At 36.8% G+C, this 22,782-nt stretch carries 15 protein-coding genes; 7 read left to right on the forward strand and 8 right to left on the reverse strand.

Annotated elements, in window-relative coordinates; translation table 11 throughout:
• Window positions 1-715 precede the first annotated feature (715 nt).
• From JDW14_06125 to JDW14_06135, 3 genes are all read right to left on the reverse strand, one after another.
• The gene (locus tag JDW14_06125) at window positions 716-7,327 is read right to left on the reverse strand and encodes a YSIRK-type signal peptide-containing protein (protein QQD64909.1); all 6,612 of its coding nucleotides are present in this window, start codon (window positions 7,325-7,327) and stop codon (window positions 716-718) included.
• A 367-nt stretch (window positions 7,328-7,694) separates the two neighbouring features.
• The gene (locus JDW14_06130) at window positions 7,695-8,291 is read right to left on the reverse strand and encodes a superoxide dismutase (protein QQD64910.1); all 597 of its coding nucleotides are present in this window, start codon (window positions 8,289-8,291) and stop codon (window positions 7,695-7,697) included.
• Window positions 8,292-8,359: 68 nt separating this feature from the next.
• On the reverse strand, window positions 8,360-8,800 hold the full coding sequence (locus JDW14_06135) for a winged helix-turn-helix transcriptional regulator (protein QQD64911.1): 441 nt from the start codon (window positions 8,798-8,800) through the stop codon (window positions 8,360-8,362).
• Window positions 8,801-9,074: 274 nt separating this feature from the next.
• On the opposite strand from JDW14_06135, the gene JDW14_06140 reads away from it, so the two are divergent.
• A complete protein-coding gene (locus JDW14_06140; protein QQD64912.1) occupies window positions 9,075-10,343 on the forward strand; it encodes a DUF1576 domain-containing protein in 1,269 nt (422 codons plus the stop codon).
• A gap of 18 nt (window positions 10,344-10,361) precedes the next feature.
• The gene (locus JDW14_06145) at window positions 10,362-10,700 is read left to right on the forward strand and encodes a hypothetical protein (GenBank protein QQD64913.1); all 339 of its coding nucleotides are present in this window, start codon (window positions 10,362-10,364) and stop codon (window positions 10,698-10,700) included.
• An 87-nt stretch (window positions 10,701-10,787) separates the two neighbouring features.
• Here JDW14_06145 and JDW14_06150 read toward each other — a convergent pair whose 3' ends face one another.
• A complete protein-coding gene (locus JDW14_06150) occupies window positions 10,788-11,132 on the reverse strand; it encodes a DUF2187 domain-containing protein (GenBank protein QQD64914.1) in 345 nt (114 codons plus the stop codon).
• Window positions 11,133-11,217: 85 nt separating this feature from the next.
• Window positions 11,218-12,123, reverse strand: coding sequence for a diacylglycerol kinase family lipid kinase (locus JDW14_06155; protein ID QQD64915.1), 906 nt, complete (start codon window positions 12,121-12,123; stop codon window positions 11,218-11,220).
• Window positions 12,124-12,335: 212 nt separating this feature from the next.
• Between JDW14_06155 and JDW14_06160 the strand changes: the two genes are divergently transcribed.
• Entirely contained in the window at window positions 12,336-13,307 is a 972-nt protein-coding gene (locus tag JDW14_06160; protein ID QQD64916.1) for a rhodanese-related sulfurtransferase, read from the forward strand.
• 549 nt (window positions 13,308-13,856) lie between these two features.
• Window positions 13,857-16,715: a penicillin-binding protein gene (locus JDW14_06165; protein QQD66516.1), complete on the forward strand. Its 2,859-nt coding sequence runs from the start codon at window positions 13,857-13,859 to the stop codon at window positions 16,713-16,715.
• 110 nt (window positions 16,716-16,825) lie between these two features.
• On the opposite strand, the gene JDW14_06170 is transcribed toward JDW14_06165, so the two are convergent.
• The 3 genes from JDW14_06170 to JDW14_06180 all read right to left on the reverse strand — a co-directional run bounded on the left by JDW14_06170 (window position 16,826) and on the right by JDW14_06180 (window position 20,360).
• Window positions 16,826-17,995, reverse strand: a complete 1,170-nt coding sequence (locus JDW14_06170; GenBank protein ID QQD64917.1) for a PatB family C-S lyase — start codon at window positions 17,993-17,995, stop codon at window positions 16,826-16,828.
• Between the two features lie 34 nt (window positions 17,996-18,029).
• The gene (locus JDW14_06175; GenBank protein QQD64918.1) at window positions 18,030-19,121 is read right to left on the reverse strand and encodes an aminotransferase class I/II-fold pyridoxal phosphate-dependent enzyme; all 1,092 of its coding nucleotides are present in this window, start codon (window positions 19,119-19,121) and stop codon (window positions 18,030-18,032) included.
• A gap of 123 nt (window positions 19,122-19,244) precedes the next feature.
• Window positions 19,245-20,360 carry an MFS transporter gene (locus tag JDW14_06180; GenBank protein ID QQD66517.1) on the reverse strand — a complete coding sequence of 372 codons (1,116 nt, stop codon included), beginning with the start codon at window positions 20,358-20,360 and terminating at the stop codon, window positions 19,245-19,247.
• 350 nt (window positions 20,361-20,710) lie between these two features.
• On the opposite strand from JDW14_06180, the gene ccdA2 reads away from it, so the two are divergent.
• From ccdA2 to JDW14_06195, 3 genes are all read left to right on the forward strand, one after another.
• Complete coding sequence (gene ccdA2, locus JDW14_06185; protein ID QQD64919.1) at window positions 20,711-21,418, forward strand: thiol-disulfide oxidoreductase-associated membrane protein CcdA2; 708 nt, start codon at window positions 20,711-20,713, stop codon at window positions 21,416-21,418.
• Between the two features lie 37 nt (window positions 21,419-21,455).
• Window positions 21,456-21,800: a hypothetical protein gene (locus tag JDW14_06190; protein ID QQD64920.1), complete on the forward strand. Its 345-nt coding sequence runs from the start codon at window positions 21,456-21,458 to the stop codon at window positions 21,798-21,800.
• A 289-nt stretch (window positions 21,801-22,089) separates the two neighbouring features.
• Window positions 22,090-22,761: a redoxin family protein gene (locus JDW14_06195; GenBank protein ID QQD64921.1), complete on the forward strand. Its 672-nt coding sequence runs from the start codon at window positions 22,090-22,092 to the stop codon at window positions 22,759-22,761.
• Window positions 22,762-22,782 lie beyond the last annotated feature (21 nt).

Consider the following 22,782-nt stretch of genomic DNA (forward strand, 5'->3'; position numbering starts at 1 on the left):
TCGTTTGACAATAAATCTTTGTTTACAACTGGTGCTTCTTCTTCACCATTGATAGATGCACCTAATTTATCTAATTTATTACCAGATAATAAACCACTGTTTAATACTGGTTCTTCACCCTCAGCATTTACTTGAGTCGAATTTACAAAAACTAGACTCGATAATGCAAACCCACTAGCTAATAAAATTTTTACATTTTTTGATTTCACTAGTCATTCTCCTTTTTCATTTTTTTGCAAGTAATAAACTAAACTAACTATCTTTCATAAAAAATATAGCTTTAGTATAGTTGCTTACTCCCTCTAATTATACCCCCCCCCCGAAAAATGTCAATATATTTAATATTTGAATTTTATTTTTAAGTTCATTCTTTTGTAAATAATAACAATACGTCGTATTATCATAAAATTTACATTTAATTTTTTTATAATTTATAAATTTTGTTAAATATATCCATCCAACAATTAAATCAATATATGCATAATTACTGTTTCATTTAGAACCTAATGTTCTTTCACAAACTGTATCTATATCCCTAAATTTTTCTCCACACAAAAAAAGAACTGGACAAAAGTCAGCAATTCTAGCAAAACGAAATACAAGAATGTTGTTAAGTAACATTTTTAATCTCATTTTTTAAGATTTGCGAGCTTTTTTGCCCAGCCCCATATTGGTTTCCTCACTCACTTAACAACAATTCACTCACATACTCGAATTATTGATAAATCGACGTTCTAAAATCATTCGTATCTAAAAGATACGCTTTGAAAATCGCTTCATTGAGCGTCAAGAGATTGGATGTTGCTTTCTTAGTCTTTAAGGCTTCCAAATCAGCTTGAATGGCTTCTTCAATCAAATGAGTTAATGTTACTGAATCTGCTGTATAATTCTTCTGATTGTAAATAAAGCTAACTGGTTTCAATTGATTTACTTTATTTAAACGACGTTTGTACATCGCTTTTTTAAAGTCATGGAAATTTAAAAACTCATCATTGGTAATCTTCTTGAGAATATACGAATCATTAAATGTTTCACCTGCAGCTCGTGCTTCAGCTCGATATTTATTCGATAGATACGAAATAAACCCTTCGTATCCTGTTTCAGCTAATAACTCATTACTCAAACGTTTAATACTTAAACTATCTACGGAACCTTTCGGATTCGTTAAACCACTATAATTCGCAGCAAATAAGTGTTCAATTTCATAACCATTTTTAGTAATTTTCTCTTTATTGCTATGAAGACCATGAACACCCAATAAAATATCATTTTCAACCAAGTCATCCACACTCTCTAAAGTGAGCGATTTTAAATCTTCTTCGCTCAATTGACGAATTCTCGACTCACCAATATCATTAATGAGTTCAATTTTCTTATAGAACAAAGCTTGGTCTGATTTATCCAATTTCACTAACGCATTACCTGCTAAGGCTTCAAGCGTATAAATCACATCCATACGACCTTGAAGATATTCTTTCAAGTCTTCTTGTGTTTGGAACCGATCTGGCGATAGATTATGCACACGATTATTTGCATATTTTCCGTCCTCTGCAATCGAATAGTCTGTATTCGTATTAAGTGCAAAAATCTGATTCGTCGCTGATGTAGTTGCTTGCAGTAGACCTTGAGCATAAATTTCTGCACCAAAAAATTCTCTACGGCCATAACCTCCAAGATAAACCGTTCCGTCCATATTGTGAGTCATTTCGTGCGTAAATACAGATTGCCCATAAGCAGACAATGCTTTATCAATAACGTAGTGGACTAAGTCCCCCGTTGCATACGCACCAACACCATTTGGAGTATAGTATTTTCCAATTGGTGCAAAGAAATCTGTCATACGACTAGTGGCCCCTTCTCCAAACTTCGGCATCCAATGAACTGGCTTTCTACCAAAATTTGGAATATAGTAACCGTCCCATACCGGAATTGGCATATTGCTACGACTATACATTCGAGCTTTCACTTCTGGTCTAGCTATTCGATACCAGAAATCAAAATGGTCTCCTTGCGTTTTAGCGAAATAGTCTACCAGTTTATTGACACGGTCAAGTTCGCTAGCATATTTATCTGGATTCGTGTCTTTAAGCGTCATATCCATATAACGGTCATACATACCAAATGACAAGGTGGTCATATTGCTCATGATATAGATTCCCTCAGAAGTCAAATTCAACAATGGTAAAATCATTCGAGGGTGGTCGATACGATTAAGCTGGTCATATACTTTATATTTTTCATTCGGCACTTCTTTCGATTGCACTTCTACGATATACGCTTTTGTCGCAGATTTAAACCAATCATTTTCATCTAGTTCAGTAAAGCGTGTACGGTAAGCACTCAAATAATCACGTAAATTCGCATAACCAGATACTGGAGCAATCCATTTCGCATAGGTTGCAGGGTTATTCTTAATGTCCAATGCATTATTGCCCATACGACCAAGGTTAGCTAACCATTCCAAACTATTCACTTGCGTACCAAAGAAGTTTTGATAGAAAGTAGCGAGTTCTCCGACATTCATCTGGTCAAATTGAATATTATACAAACGATTGAGATAGCTTGCACCTACAAGAATCGCAACAGCATTCTTTTTCATATAATCTTTCATTTGCTCTTTTAAAGGTGCCGTTGTAAAATCACCAGCAACACTTTGAGCCAATGCTGCTTCAAAGACATCTTGAGCACGATCATGCACTTTCTTAAAGGCATCCTTGAGATATAGAATTTCTAAAACCTCTCTCTGGTAAGGTGCAAGTGGTTCAAGACTTGGACTGTCTGCCTCTATCTCAGGGTGGTTTTGAGTCACTTTCCACACATCTTCTGAGAAAAATGTTAATCCGTTAACTCGATTCATCGCTGTTTCGATAACTTCTTCTGGATTGGTCATAAATTGCTCCGGCGTATAAAGCAATTCTGTGCCATTAATTCCGTATTCCTGAATAGTATTATCAGCAAAAGTTGAACCTGGAGTAATCTCTAAGTATTCGACTTTTCCGTCTGCATAATTCAAGAGTAGGCGATTAATTGTACTCTTATTCTTATAGAGGTTGGCAATTACTTCATTATCTTTCATTGGAACAATTGACACTAAATTCGTTGTAAATAGTTTACTTGAAGTATCAATCTTATTCCCTTGCTTCACAATGTATTCACGATTGTAAAATGGCAAGAGCTTTTCAGTATTGCGATAAGCTGTTTCGCGTGCTGCATCATAGTTTGGCAACTTGCTATAGTCAATGCGTTTCGAACTTTGACCTACCGGTGTTTCCTTATCTGATAATGTAGCAGTTATTCCCATTGATTCAACGATTTCAGCTGCTGCATCTGCACTAATTTGAGTTATTTTTTTCGAAAGAACATTTGCCGTAGACTTGCCTTCGACACCGTAGATTTCGGTTGCATTGAAATTATCACCGCCACCATTTAGGGTAGAACCATTCGTCACTGGAATTGCCGATACAATCCGATTAAAGACTGCACGTCCTGCATTTCCACTGACTGCTCCAACTCGTCCACCGCCTTTATTTGCTAATGCTCCCTCAACATAGACATCAGATACTCTTACATTATTTCCAGCAACACCTATAACACCACCAAAGTCTTGTGCTGATTTCACTCGAGTATCAATTTCAACTTTTGCATGCACTTTTTGAATACTACCATTACCAATTTGTCCTACCACGCCACCTGATTTCATTTCTGTATCAATCGCTGTCGTTGTGATTTTCATATTGAGATCAACATTACGGATATTTGTATTCGATTGAGCAGAATACACTAATCCAGCAACATTATGCGGCGCAGTTATACTACCCTCAATCGCAACATTTTCTATTGTTGTTCCAGTTGCTTGATTTACAAGAGCACCTACATTTGCTTTTGTAGATTTAACATTGACATTTGATAAATTAAGATTCGTTAGCGTAGCACTATTAGTAGATTCAAATAGTGTTGCTTTCAAGTCGTAAATCGTGTAATTTTTACCGTCATGCATTCCATTTAAAGTTCCTGTAAATGGAACATTAACGTAACTTTCGCCTGAATTTTCAATCTCTCCAGCACTTAAATCTGCTCCTAATGTGAACATTCCGCTTGGATTAGCATTGATTGCTTCAATTAAATCTTTAAACGAAGTATAGATGTCATTTTTGGCTGGTGCCAATCGACTTACCATAAAGCTGTAATCATCTTCATACTCGTCATTCGCATTCCGTTGAACAAGCTCAGGATGAGTGGCTACTACTTTGAATCCATTGTCTTCAAGGGTAATTGACTTGATTGGCAATTGAACTTCTTTGCCACTCTCTGATATAAAGCTAACAAAGTAATCATCAATAGAACCAACTTCCGTTAAACTGATAACCTTTGTTTTCAAACCATTTCGATAGGTGTACAATGATAAATCACGTAAATTTTTCAATTCAATCTGCTTACGTTCTAAAACAAAGGATTCGACATTTGACAATGTTTCACGTGCGTTTTCAGCTAATGTAGCATATTCAAAAGTCGTTTTTATTTTGTAATCCACATAATAGTCTAAGTCTGAAATATCAAATCCAGCTAAATCTTCTTTGGAAAGCTGAACTTCTTTAACCAACTTATCTTCTGCGTAAATTTGAGCAGTTGCAGAAACGAATGTATCATCTGGATCAGTTAAATGATATTGCACTCGAACTGATTTTTCTTTTTCTTGTTTTTCCAATGTCTGCAATTCTAAAATAGGCTTTTCAAGAGGTGCGTCTTCTAAAGCTGCTTCTGCCTCTTCCAGTTTTCGCAGTGCCTCTTCTACTTTTTGCAGAGCTTCAGCAATCACTTCTTCACTAGCTGTCGAATCTACAATTTTAGCATTTGCTTCTTCTGAGATTTGCAATGCATTTTGCTTAGCTTCCTCATAGTCAGCTACGCTGGCTGGTGTTTTTTTATTTGTATCAACTTCTTTTTGCAAGCCTTGCTCTAATTTATCTGCTGCCACCATTAACTCAAGCGGAGCAAGTGGCTTCGTTACAGTTAATACTGCTCCCCCTAAAACATCATGGTTTTTCTCCGGTTCAGGTGTTTCAGATTCTGCTGCATCATCTGTGTCTGGTGTTGGTTCTGCTGCTGGATTTGCAGTACCAGGCGTTTCTGCCGCTCCTGCCGTTGGCTCACTTGATACGTTTGTATCTGGGGTTGTCCCTGAATCCGTTGGGGCTTCTACCTCTGGGGCTGTTGGTTCCGTCGGTTCTTCCGTTGGATTTGCAGTACCTGGTGTTTCTTCGGCTCCGGGCGCTGGCTCACTTGGTACGTTTGTGTCTGGTGTTGGTTCCGCTGCTGGTGGTTCCTCTACCTCTGGGTTTGTTGGTGCCACTGGGGCTTCCGTTGGCTCTTCTGTTGCCGGGGTGCTCCCTGAATCCGTTGGAGATTCTACCTCTGGGACTGTTGGTTCCGTCGGTTCTGCTGCTGGATTTGCAGTACCTGGCGTTTCTGCCGCTCCTGCCGTTGGCTCACTTGATACGTTTGTATCTGGGGTTGTCCCTGAATCCGTTGGGGCTTCTACCTCTGGGGCTGTTGGTTCCGTCGGTTCTTCCGTTGGATTTGCAGTACCTGGTGTTTCTTCGGCTCCGGGCGCTGGCTCACTTGGTACGTTTGTGTCTGGCGTTGGTTCCGTTGCTGGCGGTTCCTCTACCTCTGGGACTGTTGGTACCACTGGGACTTCTGTTGGATTTGCAGTACCTGGCGTTTCTGCCGCTCCTGCCGTTGGCTCACTTGGTACTTCTGTTGCCGGAGTGGTCCCTGAATCCGTTGGGGCTTCTACCTCTGGGGCTGTTGGTACCGTCGGTTCTGCTGCTGGATTTGCAGTACCTGGCGTTTCTGCCGCTCCTGCCGTTGGCTCACTTGATACGTTTGTATCTGGGGTTGTCCCTGAATCCGTTGGGACTTCTACCTCTGGGGCTGTTGGTTCCGTCGGTTCTTCCGTTGGATTTGCAGTACCTGGTGTTTCTTCGGCTCCGGGCGCTGGCTCACTTGGTACGTTTGTGTCTGGCGTTGGTTCCGTTGCTGGCGGTTCCTCTACCTCTGGGACTGTTGGTACCACTGGGACTTCTGTTGGATTTGCAGTACCTGGCGTTTCTGCCGCTCCTGCCGTTGGCTCACTTGGTACTTCTGTTGCCGGAGTGGTCCCTGAATCCGTTGGGGCTTCTACCTCTGGGGCTGTTGGTACCGTCGGTTCTGCTGCTGGACTTTCAGTACCTGGTGTTTCTGTCGCTCCAGGAGCTAGCTCACTTGGTATTTCTGTTGCCGGGGTGGTCCCTGAATCCGTTGGTGCTTCTACCTCTGAGGTTATTGGTACCGTCGGCTCTGCTGCTGAGCTTTCAGTACCTGGTATTTCTATCGCTCCGGGCGCTGGCTCACTTGGTACTTCTGTTGGCGGAGTTGTACCTGAATCCGTTGGGGCTTCTACCTCTGGGGCTTCCATTGGATTACTTGGACTTTCGGTATTTGGTACTTTCGTTTCTGCCGTTGTTTCTGAATTTGTCGACACTACTATATCTGTCGTTTCCGTTACTTCTGGTTCTACGATTAGATTTCCAGTATTTTTTGATTCCGTTGCTCCTGACATCGGCTCACTCGAAACTTCCATTTCTGTTGTAATTCCCAAACCATTCGGAACTGCTGCATTTTCATGAACTTTTGGTGTTTCAGTCGTATTTCCAGCCTCTTGAGTCACTGTTTCTTCTGAGTTAAGTGCTGGCGTCTGGCCTATTTCTCTTAAATCTACTTCAGAATCCATTTCAACAATGTAACCAATAAAGTGATACCCCTCAATATCACGTACTTCACCCGGTAAAACTGCACCGTTTGGCAAGCAAAATTCTTGGGTAAGATTCGCAAATAAATTGTGAGTCAAAGCAGATGCGTCAGGAATTAAAACTGCTTGCCCTAAACTTGTAACTAAAAAAGCTGTTGCCACCCATGTTTTTTTCTTACGTAGAAAAGTTAACGCACAAACCAAAAACGTTACACCCGCACCTACTTCAAGTGCCGACCATCCTTCGCCTGTATTCGGCAAAGTTCCATTTGTATCTGGACGATAAACCATATAATAAGTCTTGTCTCTAGACACTCTATCAGATGGTAAAGCTGTCGTAATCAACGCTTTCTCTTCTTGAGTCAATTCTTCCTCACTAACATAGTGATAAGTAATTTTTGAACACGTAACTTCCTCTGCTTGTACCACCTCAGGTGACGCAGTAGCTAAAAAACTCATCCCTAATAAAACAGAAGCCACTCCTGTCGAGAACTTGCGTATAGAAAAACGACTAACCTGCCTGTAAAATTCCTTCATATCTTCCGTTCCTTTCGTTTCAATAAAATCACAACTCAAATTAAAGATAAATTACAATTTTTATTTTATTCAATAATACATATAATGAATAAATTATACAACCATAACTTCAAATACCTATCTTTCGTCCTATTAAATACAACAAGACATAACTTATAAAGACTATTCAACAAGCGAATCATTTAGTAAAAAATACAAATCATCGTTAATTACATCATTCTCAAATTTCATTTAATAGATTTATTCCGAACTATATAGCTAGACTTTATATCTCTAAATTACACGACAAAGACAAACAACTCTTTCATTAAAAGCTGTTTGTCTAAAGTTCAAGTGACGCAATTCTTACTCCACTTATTTTTATTAATTAGCCTAAACGTTGTGCGACTACATCCCAATTCACAACATCCCAGAATGCTTTAATGTAATCTGGACGACGGTTTTGATAGTTTAAGTAGTATGCGTGTTCCCAAACATCTAAACCTAATAATGGCACTAAACCATCTGTTAATGGGTTATCTTGGTTTGGTGTTGAAACTACTTCTAATGCACCATTATTTGATACTAACCATGCCCAACCTGAACCAAAACGAGTAGCAGCAGCTTGTGCAAATTTTTCTTTAAATGCATCAACTGAACCAAATGCATCAACTAATTTTGTTTCCAATGCTGCTGGAATTTCGCTATTACCAGCTGGTTGTAATTGTTCCCAGAATAATGTGTGGTTATAGTGTCCACCACCATTATTGCGAACAGCGTTTTGAATTGATTCTGGTAATTTAGCATACTCTTTTACTAATTCTTCAATTGTAGCATTTTCAAATTCTGTTCCTGCAATCGCATTATTTAAGTTTGTTACATAAGCATTATGATGTTTAGTATGATGAATTTCCATTGTCGCTGCATCAATTACAGGTTCTAACGCATCATAAGCATACGGTAATTTAGGTAATTCAAAAGTCATAAAAAGTCCTCCTAAGATTTTATACAGATAGTGTACCACTAATCATACGATTTCACAAAATAATTTACCTAAAAATTTGATGAAATTCCATTTATTTTCTTCAACAGATGACGTAACTGCCCCATTTCTTCAAGAGAAATATGTTCGAACGCTTCTGTCAACTGTTCCGCATGAATTGGAAACAATTCACTAATCAGTTCTCTACCTTGTTCCGTTAATGAAACATTAATAATACGTCTGTCTTTACTATCAAATTCACGAACTATATAATTTTTTTCACAGAGTTTATCAACGATATAGGTAATACTTGTATTAGCCGCCAATATACCCTCTTTTAATACTTGCATAGTCGCAGGTCCTTTATGGAGAAGAAACTCCAAGATAGCAAACTCATTCATGTTCAGCTTATATTTAGCAATTAATTTTCGTGTATCTGCTTCAATTCGATTCGTGGTTCTCTTTAAACCGATATAGGCTTTTAATGATTCCACTTCCTTTATTTTGTTCATTACATTCCTCCAATAATTTTTATTTTATTTTTATCCTCCATATTATTTCTCCCGATAACAAAACACTCTCTCCTCCAATGATAATCATGTTTTATTATTTATTCATTATAATACAATATTTAGAAATTACAAAAAATTTGCCTATCAATTAATATTGATTTTATTTTTTTATACTCGACACCATTGCAAGTACTATGTTATTCTGTTACTGATATTTATACTTTTTATTATTAATGTATTAATCGAAACATCTATCTATACGAAAGGAGTTCCTATGTCATTACTATTACATTTTTTTAAAGCACCCTTTATCCGAAAACATTTCATTTTATTTTTAGCAATTTTCACTTTAGTCTTTGCACTATTTATGCCTGATAGACATGCTTTATGGCACAATTACTTAACAATCATTACACAGCCAACCCATTTACTCCAAGATTTCTTTGCTCTTGGAGGACTATCGGCAACATTTTTTAATGCAGCGACGCATTTATTTTTAATGTATGCTCTCTTCATGTGGAATGACCAAACCAAATTGAGTGGCTTTCAAATCGGAGCAATGGGCATCTATTTAGGTCACAGCTTTTTTGGTACTCACCTTATCAATATTTTGCCGATTATCGGTGGTGTTATCTTATACGCTATTTGGACTAAGCAATCATTTAAACGGTTTACTACGATTAGTTTATTTGCTACTTCATTGGCCCCTATGGTTTCAACATTGATTGCACATAATCACTCACAATTTACTTTACTATGGCTAATTGTGGTGATTGGATTAATTTTAGGCTTTATTACGCCCGTATTGTCAGAACATTTTTTGAAATTTCATCAAGGCTTCGCACTATATAACTCTGGTTTCACAACAGGAATTATTGCAATGTTTGCCTTATTAATCTTTCAATTATTTGAAGTAGACATATCGTCTCGCACGATTATTAATAATGAAGTGCACATTTACACAACGGTCTATTTCCTATGTCTATTATTTTTTGCATTTTGTATTTATTTGCATAATCCCAAAAAAGCACATCAAAATTTTCCGAAATTATTAAAGCGTTCCGGAAGACTTCCTGATGATTTTATGCTAAACTTTCAAGCTGAAACGACTGCATTGAATATCTTTTTAAATGGTGGCATTTACTTAGCCCTCATCTTACTATTAGGTATTCGTATCAGTGGTCCTGTGCTCGGGGGATTATGCTCGGTTTTAGGTTTCAGTGCATTTGGTAAACACCCACGTAATTGTCTACCAATCAGTGCAGGGGTACTAGCCATTGCCCTATTAACCAAACAAGATATCACGCAAATCCAAGTCGCACTGCCTTTATTATTTGGTACTTCGCTAGCTCCAGTTGCCGGCTACTATGGTATCTTCGCTGGAATTATTGCAGGTGCCTTGCAATTTTTATTAGCCAGTACCGTCTTCCCTTTGCATCAAGGGCTAACGCTGTATAACAATGGCTTCAGCAGCGGATTTATCGCTGCCTTTATGGTTCCAATTATCGACATAATTTTAGAACACCGACCAAACAATGTTTAACTTATTAGGAGAGAAAAAATGATTACAGAAAAAGATAAAGCTGCACGTATTACAAAAGAGATTATCCACTATTTTTTAGAGCATCATTTATATACATTTGATTTACATTTTAATATTACTTGTGATTTCTTCGAATTAGAAATTAAAACCCAGACGGATAAAGTCCCCCATAATTTCAATCAATTTGTTGATGATTTAAGTATCGCACGTCAATACGAACTTGATGAGTACTATAATTCACTTTTAGGTAGTCATACAGATCATCAAGACTATAAATGCTTAGGACAATCAATTGACGAAGTGACGACATCATTTGAAAATGGTCAACTCGTCTTATATATTAAACGACTGTTTTAATGCAAAAAAATAACGTAGCACCCAAAAGTGTTACGTTATTTTTTTGACATTACAGATTGACGACTTCCAATGGATTCATCATTTTACTTATTCCTCTGGCAAAGAAACAAAATCAATAATATCTTTAAAATTGACAATGGTTCTCTCCTCGCAAATATCTTTCATTATCGTATCCGACTTAGACCAATCTATTTTAACAACGGCACTATTGGTCAGTAATTTGATAATTTTACCTGTCATAAAATTATCTCGGAAATTAAACGTAATGACATCATTTAGATCCGGACGAATTGACTTCTTAACTGTTTCAATCATTTCTTGTGCCTCTTCAAAGTCAACATTCAATATCGCAGCTATTCTTGATTTACTCGTGCCACGCCTTAATTCACGTTCTATAATACTTTTCGTTTGTTTCGTTAACATTGCTGCCACCTTTATCCCTCTTCCTACTTGCCAACAACGTCCATACCTAGTTTCTATTATACCATATGTATAAAATAAATCTACTTTTATTTCATTATTTTGGTTGTAAAACTTGAATCGCCTTTCCTTTTACCGTAATGTCCAATGGTAATTGCGGCCCCTCATCTCCGTCAATATTCGACACAATCTTGTGCGGATAATGACTTGTCGGATCCACTTCAATAGTAAATTTCTCACCTGATATAACAAATAAACTATCAGATTCTTCTTGAGTAAGGCCTCTTTCAACAACAGCTTTCACTAAATCAAAAGGTTTAGAGCCTTTTACTGCCACTAAATGCAGCAAGCCGTCATTGATACTCGCATTAGGAAATAATGACTCGAAACCACCGACACTATTAGTCAATGCCATAATTAATAGATTCGTTTCAATCGCTGTCACATTATTTCCATAAGAAATCACTAATGGATAGCCCTCTTGAGAGAAAAATGCTCCTACCGCATCTTTAATATAGGCAAATGCACCTAAACTATTTTTATCAGTTGATTCAGTTTCCATAACGGATTCAGGAATGGCACCGATTGCTAGCACATTAATAAAGACCTTATCATTAACAAAAGCAATATCCATTGGGACTGGCGTCACTTGTTTGAATTGCTCAATCGCCTCTTCTGGATTAAGCGAATAGCCAATGGCACGACCTAAGTCATTAACAGTACCTAGTGGTACAAAACCAAAATACGGTTGTCGCTCATTTTTGATAATTCCCTGAATCGTTTCATTGACAGTCCCGTCGCCACCTAAACAAATAACTGAATCGAATCCCTCTTCGTTTGCACAACTCGCCCAATCCGTCGCATCACCCTCTTGTGTCGTTAAACGCAATGTCACTGTCGAACCATGCGTATTTTCTAATATTGTTTGTAACTGTTTTGCATAAGTTTCAGCCATATTTTTCCCTGAACCTGGATTTGCAATTAACAATACTTTATTTAACATCTTCATTACCTCAAATTTAAAATTTACTCTATTTTTATCTTATCATAAACTTATAGATAACGCATTCATAATAGATATTACAAGATAATTACATTTTTGAAAAATTGCTATCATAAACATCACTTATTTGAGAAATAAGCATATTTTGAGTATAATAGAAAGAGCTGAAAAGCAAAAATTGTAGCATGCAACTACAAGGGGGAAAATTTATTATGTCAAAAGAATATCGTGTATTACTTTTTTATAAGTATCAAACAATTGAAAATCCAGAACAATTCGCTGCTGACCATTTAGCTTTTGCTAAAAGCATTGGATTAAAAGGTCGTGTCTTAGTTGGTACTGAAGGTATCAACGGAACGGTTTCAGGAACAATTGCTCAAACTGATGCTTATCAAGAGTACGTTCACTCATTACCAGGTTTTGAAGATGTTTGGTTCAAAATTGACGAAGCAGATGACTATGCACATAAAAAAATGTTCGTACGTCCGCGTAAAGAAATCGTTGCATTAGGATTAGAAGAAGATATTAATCCTCTTGAAATGACTGGGGAATACTTAACACCTAAACAATTCCGTGATGCGATTTTAGATGAAGATACAATCGTTATCGACACTCGTAATGACTATGAATATGACTTAGGTCACTTCAAAGGTGCTGTACGTCCAGATATTCGCAATTTCCGTGAATTACCACAATGGATGATTGATAACCGTGAAAAATTCATGGAAAAACGTGTAGTTGTTTACTGTACAGGTGGTATTCGTTGTGAAAAATTATCTGGTTGGTTAGTGCGTGAAGGGTTCAAAGATGTTGGTCAATTACATGGTGGTATTGATACATACGGTAAAGACCCTGAAGTCCGTGGTGACTTATGGGAAGGTAAAATGTATGTGTTCGATGAGCGTATCGCAGTTGATATTAACCATGTGGACCCTTCAATTATCGGTAAAGATTACTTTGACGGCACACCATGTGAGCGTTATGTAAATTGTGGTAACCCATTCTGTAATGAACAAATCTTATGTTCTGAAGAAAATGAGCATAAACACGTTCGTGGTTGCTCACCAGAATGTCGTCGTCACCCACGCAATCGTTACATCGTAGAAAATCAATTATCGACAGAACAATGGGAAGAACGTTTAAATGCATTAGGCGAATCGTTAAACGACGCTGTCACAGCATAATGAACTTTGACGGGGTTGGGATTTTACCTAACCCTGTTTTTTTACAAAGGAGTCCTTTATCTTTTGACTCTATTCTAGAAGAAAGAAGGTGCGTTGATGAGTCATAAGCAAGATGATTTACATACTTCATCGTCAGACAAGATTTCTACGGAAGAACAACCTTTCAGTCAGACAGATACGTCAAGCGAACAAAATATCAAAGGCAAAATCAACCAATCTCTTCACCAAATGAAGCATTTATTAGATAAGACGGCAGAAAAACAAAACGTGAATGCCAATCCATATAAAACCCAGCGACCTGTAATTGATCGTAGTGCTCCCCTACCGACACCAGAAGAACTGCGTGCATTAAGAGAAGCACGTCGCAAAGCTCGTATCGAAGAGTTGGAACACCTTACTTCCCTTAAGGAAGTTGAGGATAGTCACAAAGCTTCACGTTATGGGAAGGCTCCTGTTTCCGATGAACAAAAGACTGAAAATATTGATTCGAGTGCTATCCCCCACTTAATTGGTGATTTAGATAAAACACAAGATGATACTAAAGCAGTAATGATTAAGCAAGTACAGGAAGAAAATCTTCAGCTTGAGGAAACTCTCATTTCACGTAAAGATGACCCACGCATGAAACATGCAGACACACAAACGGTAGTCAGTGAAAAAACGTCCAATCATGATGTTCTTGTCAATCAATCATTCGATGATAAAATAACAGAAAATGACTTCGCACCGAACGTGCCACAAGCTGTGGTAATTTCAGATGAAGTAATCGCTAATTATTCAGATTTCGACACACTGAATGAATCGAATGAACTAGCAGAAGACACACCGGCAACGAATTCCAAAAAACGTCTAGTTTTTCCATTTAAAGTTAAACGAAAACAAAAAAAACGTCATAGTGAGTATTCACTCGATGAATTGGATAGTAAAGGTAAAATTATTTTCGGTTTCAATGTTTTCTTCAATGTATTGAAACGCTTTGTCATCTACCTATTACTAATTGGTATCTTATTCGGAGCAATGGCAGGTGGAATTGGAGCTGGCTACTTTGCCTATCTCGTATCGAAAACAACGCCACCTACTCGAGAACAAATGGCAGAACAAATCAATCGTGTCGACCAACAAAGTACCTTGTATTATGCTGACGGTTCTCAAATTGCGAATGTTCGTGCCGATATTGTCCGAAATGTAGCGGAGTTGCAAGATATTTCTCAATACATTATTGACGGCTTAGTCGCAACCGAAGATGAATATTTCTATGAACACCCTGGTGTCGTACCAAAAGCAATACTTCGTGCTACTTTACAAGCCTTATTAACATCAGGCTCTGGTACAGGTGGATCAACCTTAACACAACAATTAGTAAAACAACAATTACTAACCAATGATGTCACGTTCTTGCGTAAAGCCAATGAAATTTTATTGGCATTGCGTGTGGAAAATCATTTTTCAAAAGATGAAATTTTAACAGCCTACTTAAATATTTCACCTTTCGGCCGTAATAATAGTGGGGATAATATTGCCGGTATTTTAAGTGCCTCACAAGGTATTTTCGGTAAATCGCCGAAAGAAGTCAATCTTCCTCAAGCTGCCTTTTTGGTGGGATTACCGCAAGCACCATATGCTTATACACCTTATACCCAGACAGGTGAATTGCAAACGGATCAATCTGCTGGTGTTGAACGAATGAAAGAAGTCTTATTTAGAATGTATCGTACGCAAAAAATTACTAAAGAAGAATATGAATCAGCTATTGCGTATGATATTACAAAAGACTTTATCCCTACTGTTCATCGTAATGAAGAACGTCAAACGTATCTCTATCAAGCGATGATGCATGGTGCAATCGAACAATTGATGCGTTTAAATATTGCAGAGAAAAATTTAACTTGGGAACAAGTCAATGCTGATCCTGAATGGTACAATGAATTCTATTATGCAGCCGAAGAACAGTTGAGAACTGGTGGCTACCGTGTTTATACAACAATTAACAAAGGAATATATGACCAATTGCAAACATCAGCTGCTGAACACATCGATGAATTAGGTGCAACCTATGACGGAGTGTATACCAATCCCGATACTGGAGAAGAAACCTATTATGTGGAATCTGTTCAATCTGGTGTCGTTGTAATGGACAATACAACTGGTCGTGTACTTGGTTTCGTATCCGGTACGGATTATGAAAATAATCAAATCGACCATGCATTCCGTATGCGTCGTTCGCCTGGTTCAACTATCAAACCATTAGCAGTTTATGGGCCAGCTATTGAACATAACTTGATTAATCCCTCAACTGTTATTCCAGACACTGCCTTTGAAAAAGTATTTGATGACGGTACTACATGGACACCGACCAACTACGGTGGAGTTTATAGTGACGGGTTCTTAACGGCTCGTACTGCCCTACTCCGTTCGGATAACTTGCCAGCTGTTCGAGTTTATCAAGAAATAATCAATCAAAATATCCCAGTATTTGATTATTTACAAAAAATGGGCTTTGATGTTGTGGACTCTTATACCAAAGAAGACACAAAAAACCTTGCATTCTCATTAGGTGGGGTAACCACAGGTCCAACTGTCTTTGAGCAAACAAGAGCCTTTACTACATTTGCGAATAATGGTAAATATGTGGACGGGTACTTTATCGAAAAAATCGAAGATGCCTTTGGTAATACGGTTTATCAACATGATACACAACCAGTTGATGTCTTCTCAGAAGATACCAATTATTTAATGGTAGATATGTTGCGTGATACGAATACAGAAGGTACTGGACGTACGGCTGCTGCCAATATGGCAATGGGTGGTGACTGGATTGCAAAATCTGGTATTAGTGAAAACTCTCGTGATGTCTGGTACATTGCATCTACACCAAAAATTACAATTGGAACATGGATTGGTTATGATAATCGTTATGTTGATTATACAATTGATATTAATGACGGTTTTGACCGTGAAAGTGTTCGAATTCAAAAATATTGGGCAAATTTAGCCAATGACTTATATGCAAAATATCCGGATATTTTCGGAACAGAGCAAGTCTTTGCAAAACCAGATTCTGTTCAAGAAACAGAAGTTATCCAATCAACTGGTACATTGCCAGGTACGATAACGGTTGATGGCACACCTGTATCCATGACAAGTCCATTAGTCAACGAAGTGTTTAAAACGACTAATCCTGCACCAGCATTGGATTATCGCTTTATCTTTGGTGCATCAGAAGAAGAATTACAACGTTTTTGGAATGGTTATATACAACAAGCGCTTGAAGCTTTACGTCGTCAACAAGCGGCACAACAAAATAACCGTTCTTCAAGCAGTAATAATAATCAAACAAATAATCAAAATGAAAACCAAAATCAGCCAACTGCTGAAACAACAACCGTTGCACCACCAACATCTGAATAAAAAATATAAAACAGTCGATAAGTTGGCTGTCCTATATTTCATTATATAAATAAAAACATCATCAGCGTCTAGATTCTCTTGAATCATTCGCTGATGATGTTTTGTGTTTATTACGCATTTTCAATCATTTTTTTAATTGCGTGTTCTATATTTTGTGGGTGAGTTGCGAGATTTAGGCGAATATATCCAGTATATTCTTCTCCAAACCATTCTCCGAAATCAATCGCTAAGCCACATTGGTCTTGGATGTAAGTCTTACAATCTCTACCTTTCAATATCGGATTCAAATCCAATAACAATAGATAAGTACCTTGCAATTCAAATACTTTCACTTCTGGCAATGCACGTTTTAATTCTGCTTGAATATAACGATAATTATGTTCAATGACAGTTAACACTTGAGCCAGCCACTCAGTACCCTTTTCATAGGCTGCTTGAGTTGCGATAGCACCCATTATATTTACTTCAGATTGCCCAACATAGTTTAAATGGCAATCATATTGTTCTCGTAAATCAGCATTCGGAATCATCACAATAGAATGTGTCAATCCAGCCAAATTAAATGACTTAGAGGCAGAAGTCAGTGCCACGACCCCTTGTTGAACATAGTCATGCTTAACTGCTAACATTGCCTGTTGTTTATGTTCCCCGAATACAAAATCTTGATGAATCTCATCTGAAATCAAAATCACACCATGTTTTTGACAAATATCGAGTAAGCGAATTTGTTCGTCCACTGTCCAAACACGTCCGGCTGGGTTGTGTGGCGAGCAATGAATAATCATTTTAACAGCTTGATTTTCAATTTCTGCCTCGATTTTATCAAAATCTAAATGAAACGTAGCTTCTGATTCAATTAAATTAACCGTCACTAACTGACGTTTAGTATCACGAATCGCATTAAAGAACGGATAATATACAGGTGGAAAAATCATAATAGCATCGTCCTCATGCGTAAAAGCATGAATCACATGATACAATGCTTGTACCACTCCTGGTGTATAACGCAACCAGTCTTTTTGGATATTCACGTCAAAACGTTCAGACATCCATTGTTTAAATGCACAAATATAATTCTGTGAAACATATGAATAACCATACACTCCATGTTGCACACGTTCCGTTAATGCCTCTGAAATCGCCGCTGATACTTTGAAATCCATATCCGCTACCCAAAGTGGCAATAAATTCGCATCTCCAAATCGCTCATCTAGCTTATCCCACTTTAGCGACAATGAATGACGACGCTCAACCGAATATTGCTCCAAAAATTGTTCCATTAGACAACACCTACTTTCTTCTTGTATTTTATTATTAATTAAGTGCTGCCAATGCCTGTTCAACATCTTGAATTAAATCTTCTGCTGACTCAATACCAATCGAAATTCGTAACAAATCAGGCGTTAAACCATACGATTCACGTAATTCTTTCGGAATATCAGCATGTGTTTGTGTTGTTGGATAAGTAATCAAACTTTCTACCCCACCTAAACTTTCAGCATACGTCAATATCTTTAGATTCGCTAAAAATGGTCCTATTTGCTGTTCATCTTGCAACTTAATACTAAGCATTGCACCTTCTCCTGCATAAAGCACCTCTTTAATTTTTGGATTAGATTTCAACGCTTCCACAAGTGCTTTCGCATTCGCTTCTTGCTGATTAAAACGTAAAGGTAATGTTTTAAGACTTCGAATAAATAACCAACAATCAAATGCAGATAAAGTCGGCCCAGTCGTATTCGACAACCATAATAAACGTTCTCCTAATTCTGGTCGATTCGTCACAACAACACCAGCTAAAATATCATTGTGCCCTGTTAAAAATTTAGTTCCAGAGTGAATAACTAAATCTGCCCCTAATAATAATGGACGCTGACGTAATGGTGTCAACAAGGTATTGTCTACAATAACCAGTGCATCATATTGTTTCGCTAATGCGACCATTTTGTTCAAATCGACCACTTGCATTAATGGATTAGTCGGTGTTTCAATGATAACAGCTGTAATCGTATCATTTAATTGCTTTTCAAAATCTTCTTCATCTGTAAAATAATGGAATGTCGCCATTTGACGTTGCTCTAAATCGTTGAAATAGCGAAAACTTCCACCATATAAATCTCGTGACACTAAAAATATGCTACCTAAAGGGAATAGCTGCATCACTAATTGGATAGCACTCATACCAGAGCTTGTCACAAATGCATGCGTTCCACCCTCTAATTCAGCCAGTCCCTCCTCTAATACAGTACGAGTTGGATTTTTTGTACGAGTATAGTCATACCCTGTACTCACTCCTAATTCAGGGTGCTCATAAGCTGTTGATAAATGAATCGGTAAACTTACTGCCCCTGTTCGTGGGTCTTTACGATTACCTAATTGTGCTAATTTTGTTTCAATTGTTGTCATAACAGTAATACTCCATTTATTAAATTTATATTAGAACACTTTAATTTTATCTTGTATTCAGAATACTGTCAACGCTAAATCAATCGAAACAATGACACGATTTTTATTACGTTTGGCTAATTTCTAATTCATCTTATTTTTACGCAAAATTACCCAATATCCACATATCACAAAAATGGCAACCAATATAGCCGTTACCGTCCACGTATTCGTGATACCAATCAATTCAGATGATACACCATTGACCCAAAGCATCATTGCCATAACGATAGCCTCAAAAGAATAGTAAATTGAAACGGTCGTATTTCTAAATCGGTCATCTTCCACAATTTCTTTATGTAATAAAGTAGACCCTTTCACACCACAAATCGTATTCATAATAATATAAATAGCAAAGATAATAATTCTTACTATCATATCAATATTTAACGACATCAATAGCACCAGTGCGACATTAATATAAATCAAAATCATAAATGTCATACTCGGTTTTAGTTGTTTTAACACCTTATCAGCAATAAAGCTACCTATCATGCCACATACCGAGATAATAATCCACATATAACTCGTTAACGATTGATTGTTAGCATCATAAAATACTGCTTGCCATTGATTAGACGGCCCTAAATCAATGATAGCAGGAATAGTAATCAATAACATCAATATAATTCCGATTTTAGCTTTCAATAAGCCACTCGCAACACTTTTTAATTCATTCATTGAAGTGCTAATAATCTGTGTAAAATCAAGCGATATTTTTTCTCGGTAATCTTCAATCATTGACACAACCAGTACTTGCCCTAAACACGCCACCATACTAAAGACAAGTGGTAAATAAGCAGCATGTGTATATAAATAATTAGAAGAAATGAATCCAACAATAAGTGCAGTGCTTGACCCAATCAAAGACGCTCTTGAAAACATACGGTCATAATCGATTGACTCATCATACCCTTTTTTCTTTAATGTATTAATCACCCAACTACTAGCTGTTCCCGACTGAAAAGACTCACTAATAGACGATAAAAGAGCTGATACTAAAAGTAAAGCATACTGATTACTTAATAGCAGTAATAAGCCACTGATTCTAAAAAATGAACTGATAAACAATGATTTTTTCTCACCAATTACATCAGTAATAGCCCCACATGGCACTTCTGTAAAAAATGAACATAGCCAAAATAGTGATAAATAAGTCCCAACTTGTTGTACAGTAAATGTTTTTAATAAAAAATATATAAAATTGGATTAAAGAACGAAACCATAGCAACAAAAATAAAATTTAATGCATAATATCGAGTTAAAATTCTTTTCAATTTATCTCTCCTCCTTAATTGATTTTCTCTTTGCTTGAAAAAGAATGATACAATATTCTATTTCTATTTAACAATCAGCGTTTTTTCAGTCATTTCAATTTATATGCGTAGTTAAACAGATAGCAGCTAAATCATTAGAATATTATAAAAACCCTTTCATATCATATCATGCTAGAGCATATCAAATCAAATTCTAGTTTTTTCAAATCATCTCCCATAGTTTCCACTATAAAAAGACGGTATAGTTATGACAAAGAGAAAGGAGAACAAAACATGACCCCAATAGTATTTTCAATATCAGTATTTTTAGCAGGAGTGCTATCATTCTTTTCACCCTGTATTTTGCCGCTATTACCAGTATACGTCGGTGTGTTACTCGATTCAGATGAACCACGCACAATACGCATATTCGGTATTGACATCGCTTGGTATGGAATAGTAAAAACACTATTCTTTATCGCTGGACTTTCAACTGTTTTTATCACTCTAGGATATGGTGCTGGATTTCTAGGAAATCTACTCTATGCTGAATGGTTCCGTTATCTTTTAGGTGCGATTGTAATTATACTTGGTATTCATCAAACAGGTATTATCAACATCAAACAATTACAAAAACAAAAGAGCGTACAACTAGATAATAATAAAAAACGTAATGATTTTTATAATGCGTTCTTACTTGGTCTAACATTCAGTTTCGGTTGGACTCCATGTGTCGGACCTGTTTTAAGTTCAGTACTCGCAATTGCCGCTTCTGGTGGCAACGGTGCATGGCAAGGTGCATTGTTAATGCTTCTTTACACACTTGGCTTAGCACTACCCTTTTTATTAGTCGCACTCGCATCATCACTTGTTTTACGTCACTTCAACAAAATTAAACCACATATGGATACACTCAAAAAAGTTGGTGGTATCATCATTATTTTAATGGGTATTTTACTTATGTTTGGTAACTTAAATATTTTTTCACGCCTATTTGGCTAAAAACTAAAAAATTATTGTAATTAAAGGAGAATTTACTATGAAAACAAAAACATTATTACTTGCTGCACTTTTATCTGCTGGAATTTTAACAGGTTGTTCAACACCTAACAAAGACAATATGTCAAAAGAATCTGAAACTACAATGATGAAAAAAGATGATATGAAAAAAGACGACATGAAGGACGACATGAAAAAAGACGATATGAAAGATGACATGAAGGACAACATGAAAAAAGATGATATGAAAGATGATATGAAGGACGACATGAAAAAAGACGATATGAAAGATGACATGAAGGACAACATGAAAAAAGATGATATGAAAGACGACATGAAGGACGACATGAAAAAAGATAATATGAAAGAAAATAAAAATAACTAGAAATACAGTGCAATAATGAATGCACTGAAATGAATCACTGGAGCAAAAGCGTCGAAATGAGTTAGCACTCCAAGCATTTTATGAAGTGAATATCATTTCAGCTCATTTGAGCCACAATAAATCAAAGTGCGAAAACAAGTGAACTAAATAATCCACTAAAAATATAATGTAAGCGAGGATTTCTGGCTTGATCCACATCGCAAAATGTAACGGAACTCATCAACGTTTCAAGCATTTTGCGATGTGGATATCAAGTCAAACTAAGCGAACAATAAAAGGAGAAATTAATATGCCAAAAGGAAAATTACTTTTAACTAGTCTTGCATGCGTAAGTATTTTAACAGCATGTTCTACACCTCAAGCAACTACTATGACAAAAAAATCTAATATGGAAAAACAAGAACAAACAATGTCAGATGACAAAAAAGATATGAAAAATGACGCTAAAGACATGAAAGAAGAGTCAAAAGATATGAAAAGTGACGCTAAAGACATGAAAAAAGATGATAAAGACACTATGGCAACAATGAATCAAGGATCAATGGCACCTGATTTTAGTTTAGAGGGGGTTGACGGTAAGACATACTCCCTCTCTGATTTTAAAGGTAAAAAAGTATATTTAAAATTCTGGGCTTCTTGGTGTTCTATCTGTCTAGCTACTTTAAATGATACTGAAGAACTTGCTAGCAAGGTTGATGATAAAGATTATGTTATTTTAACTGTTGTGTCACCTGAACAATTAGGTGAACAATCAACTGAAGATTTTAAAAAGTGGTATTCTGGTTTAGATTACAAACACATGCCAGTCCTTATTGATCCTAGTGGCCAATTAATTAAAGAATATGGCGTAAGAGCTTATCCTACAGCTGCCCTAATTGGTAGCGACGGTGTATTAGTCAAAACACATGCAGGTTTTATGGACAAAACAGCAATTGAATCAGCCTTATCAGAAATTAAATAAAACATGGTGCGTCATGAAATG

The sequence above is a fragment of the Aerococcaceae bacterium zg-252 genome, assembly GCA_016237705.1.
Lineage (GTDB): Bacteria > Bacillota > Bacilli > Lactobacillales > Aerococcaceae > Globicatella > Globicatella yangjingiae.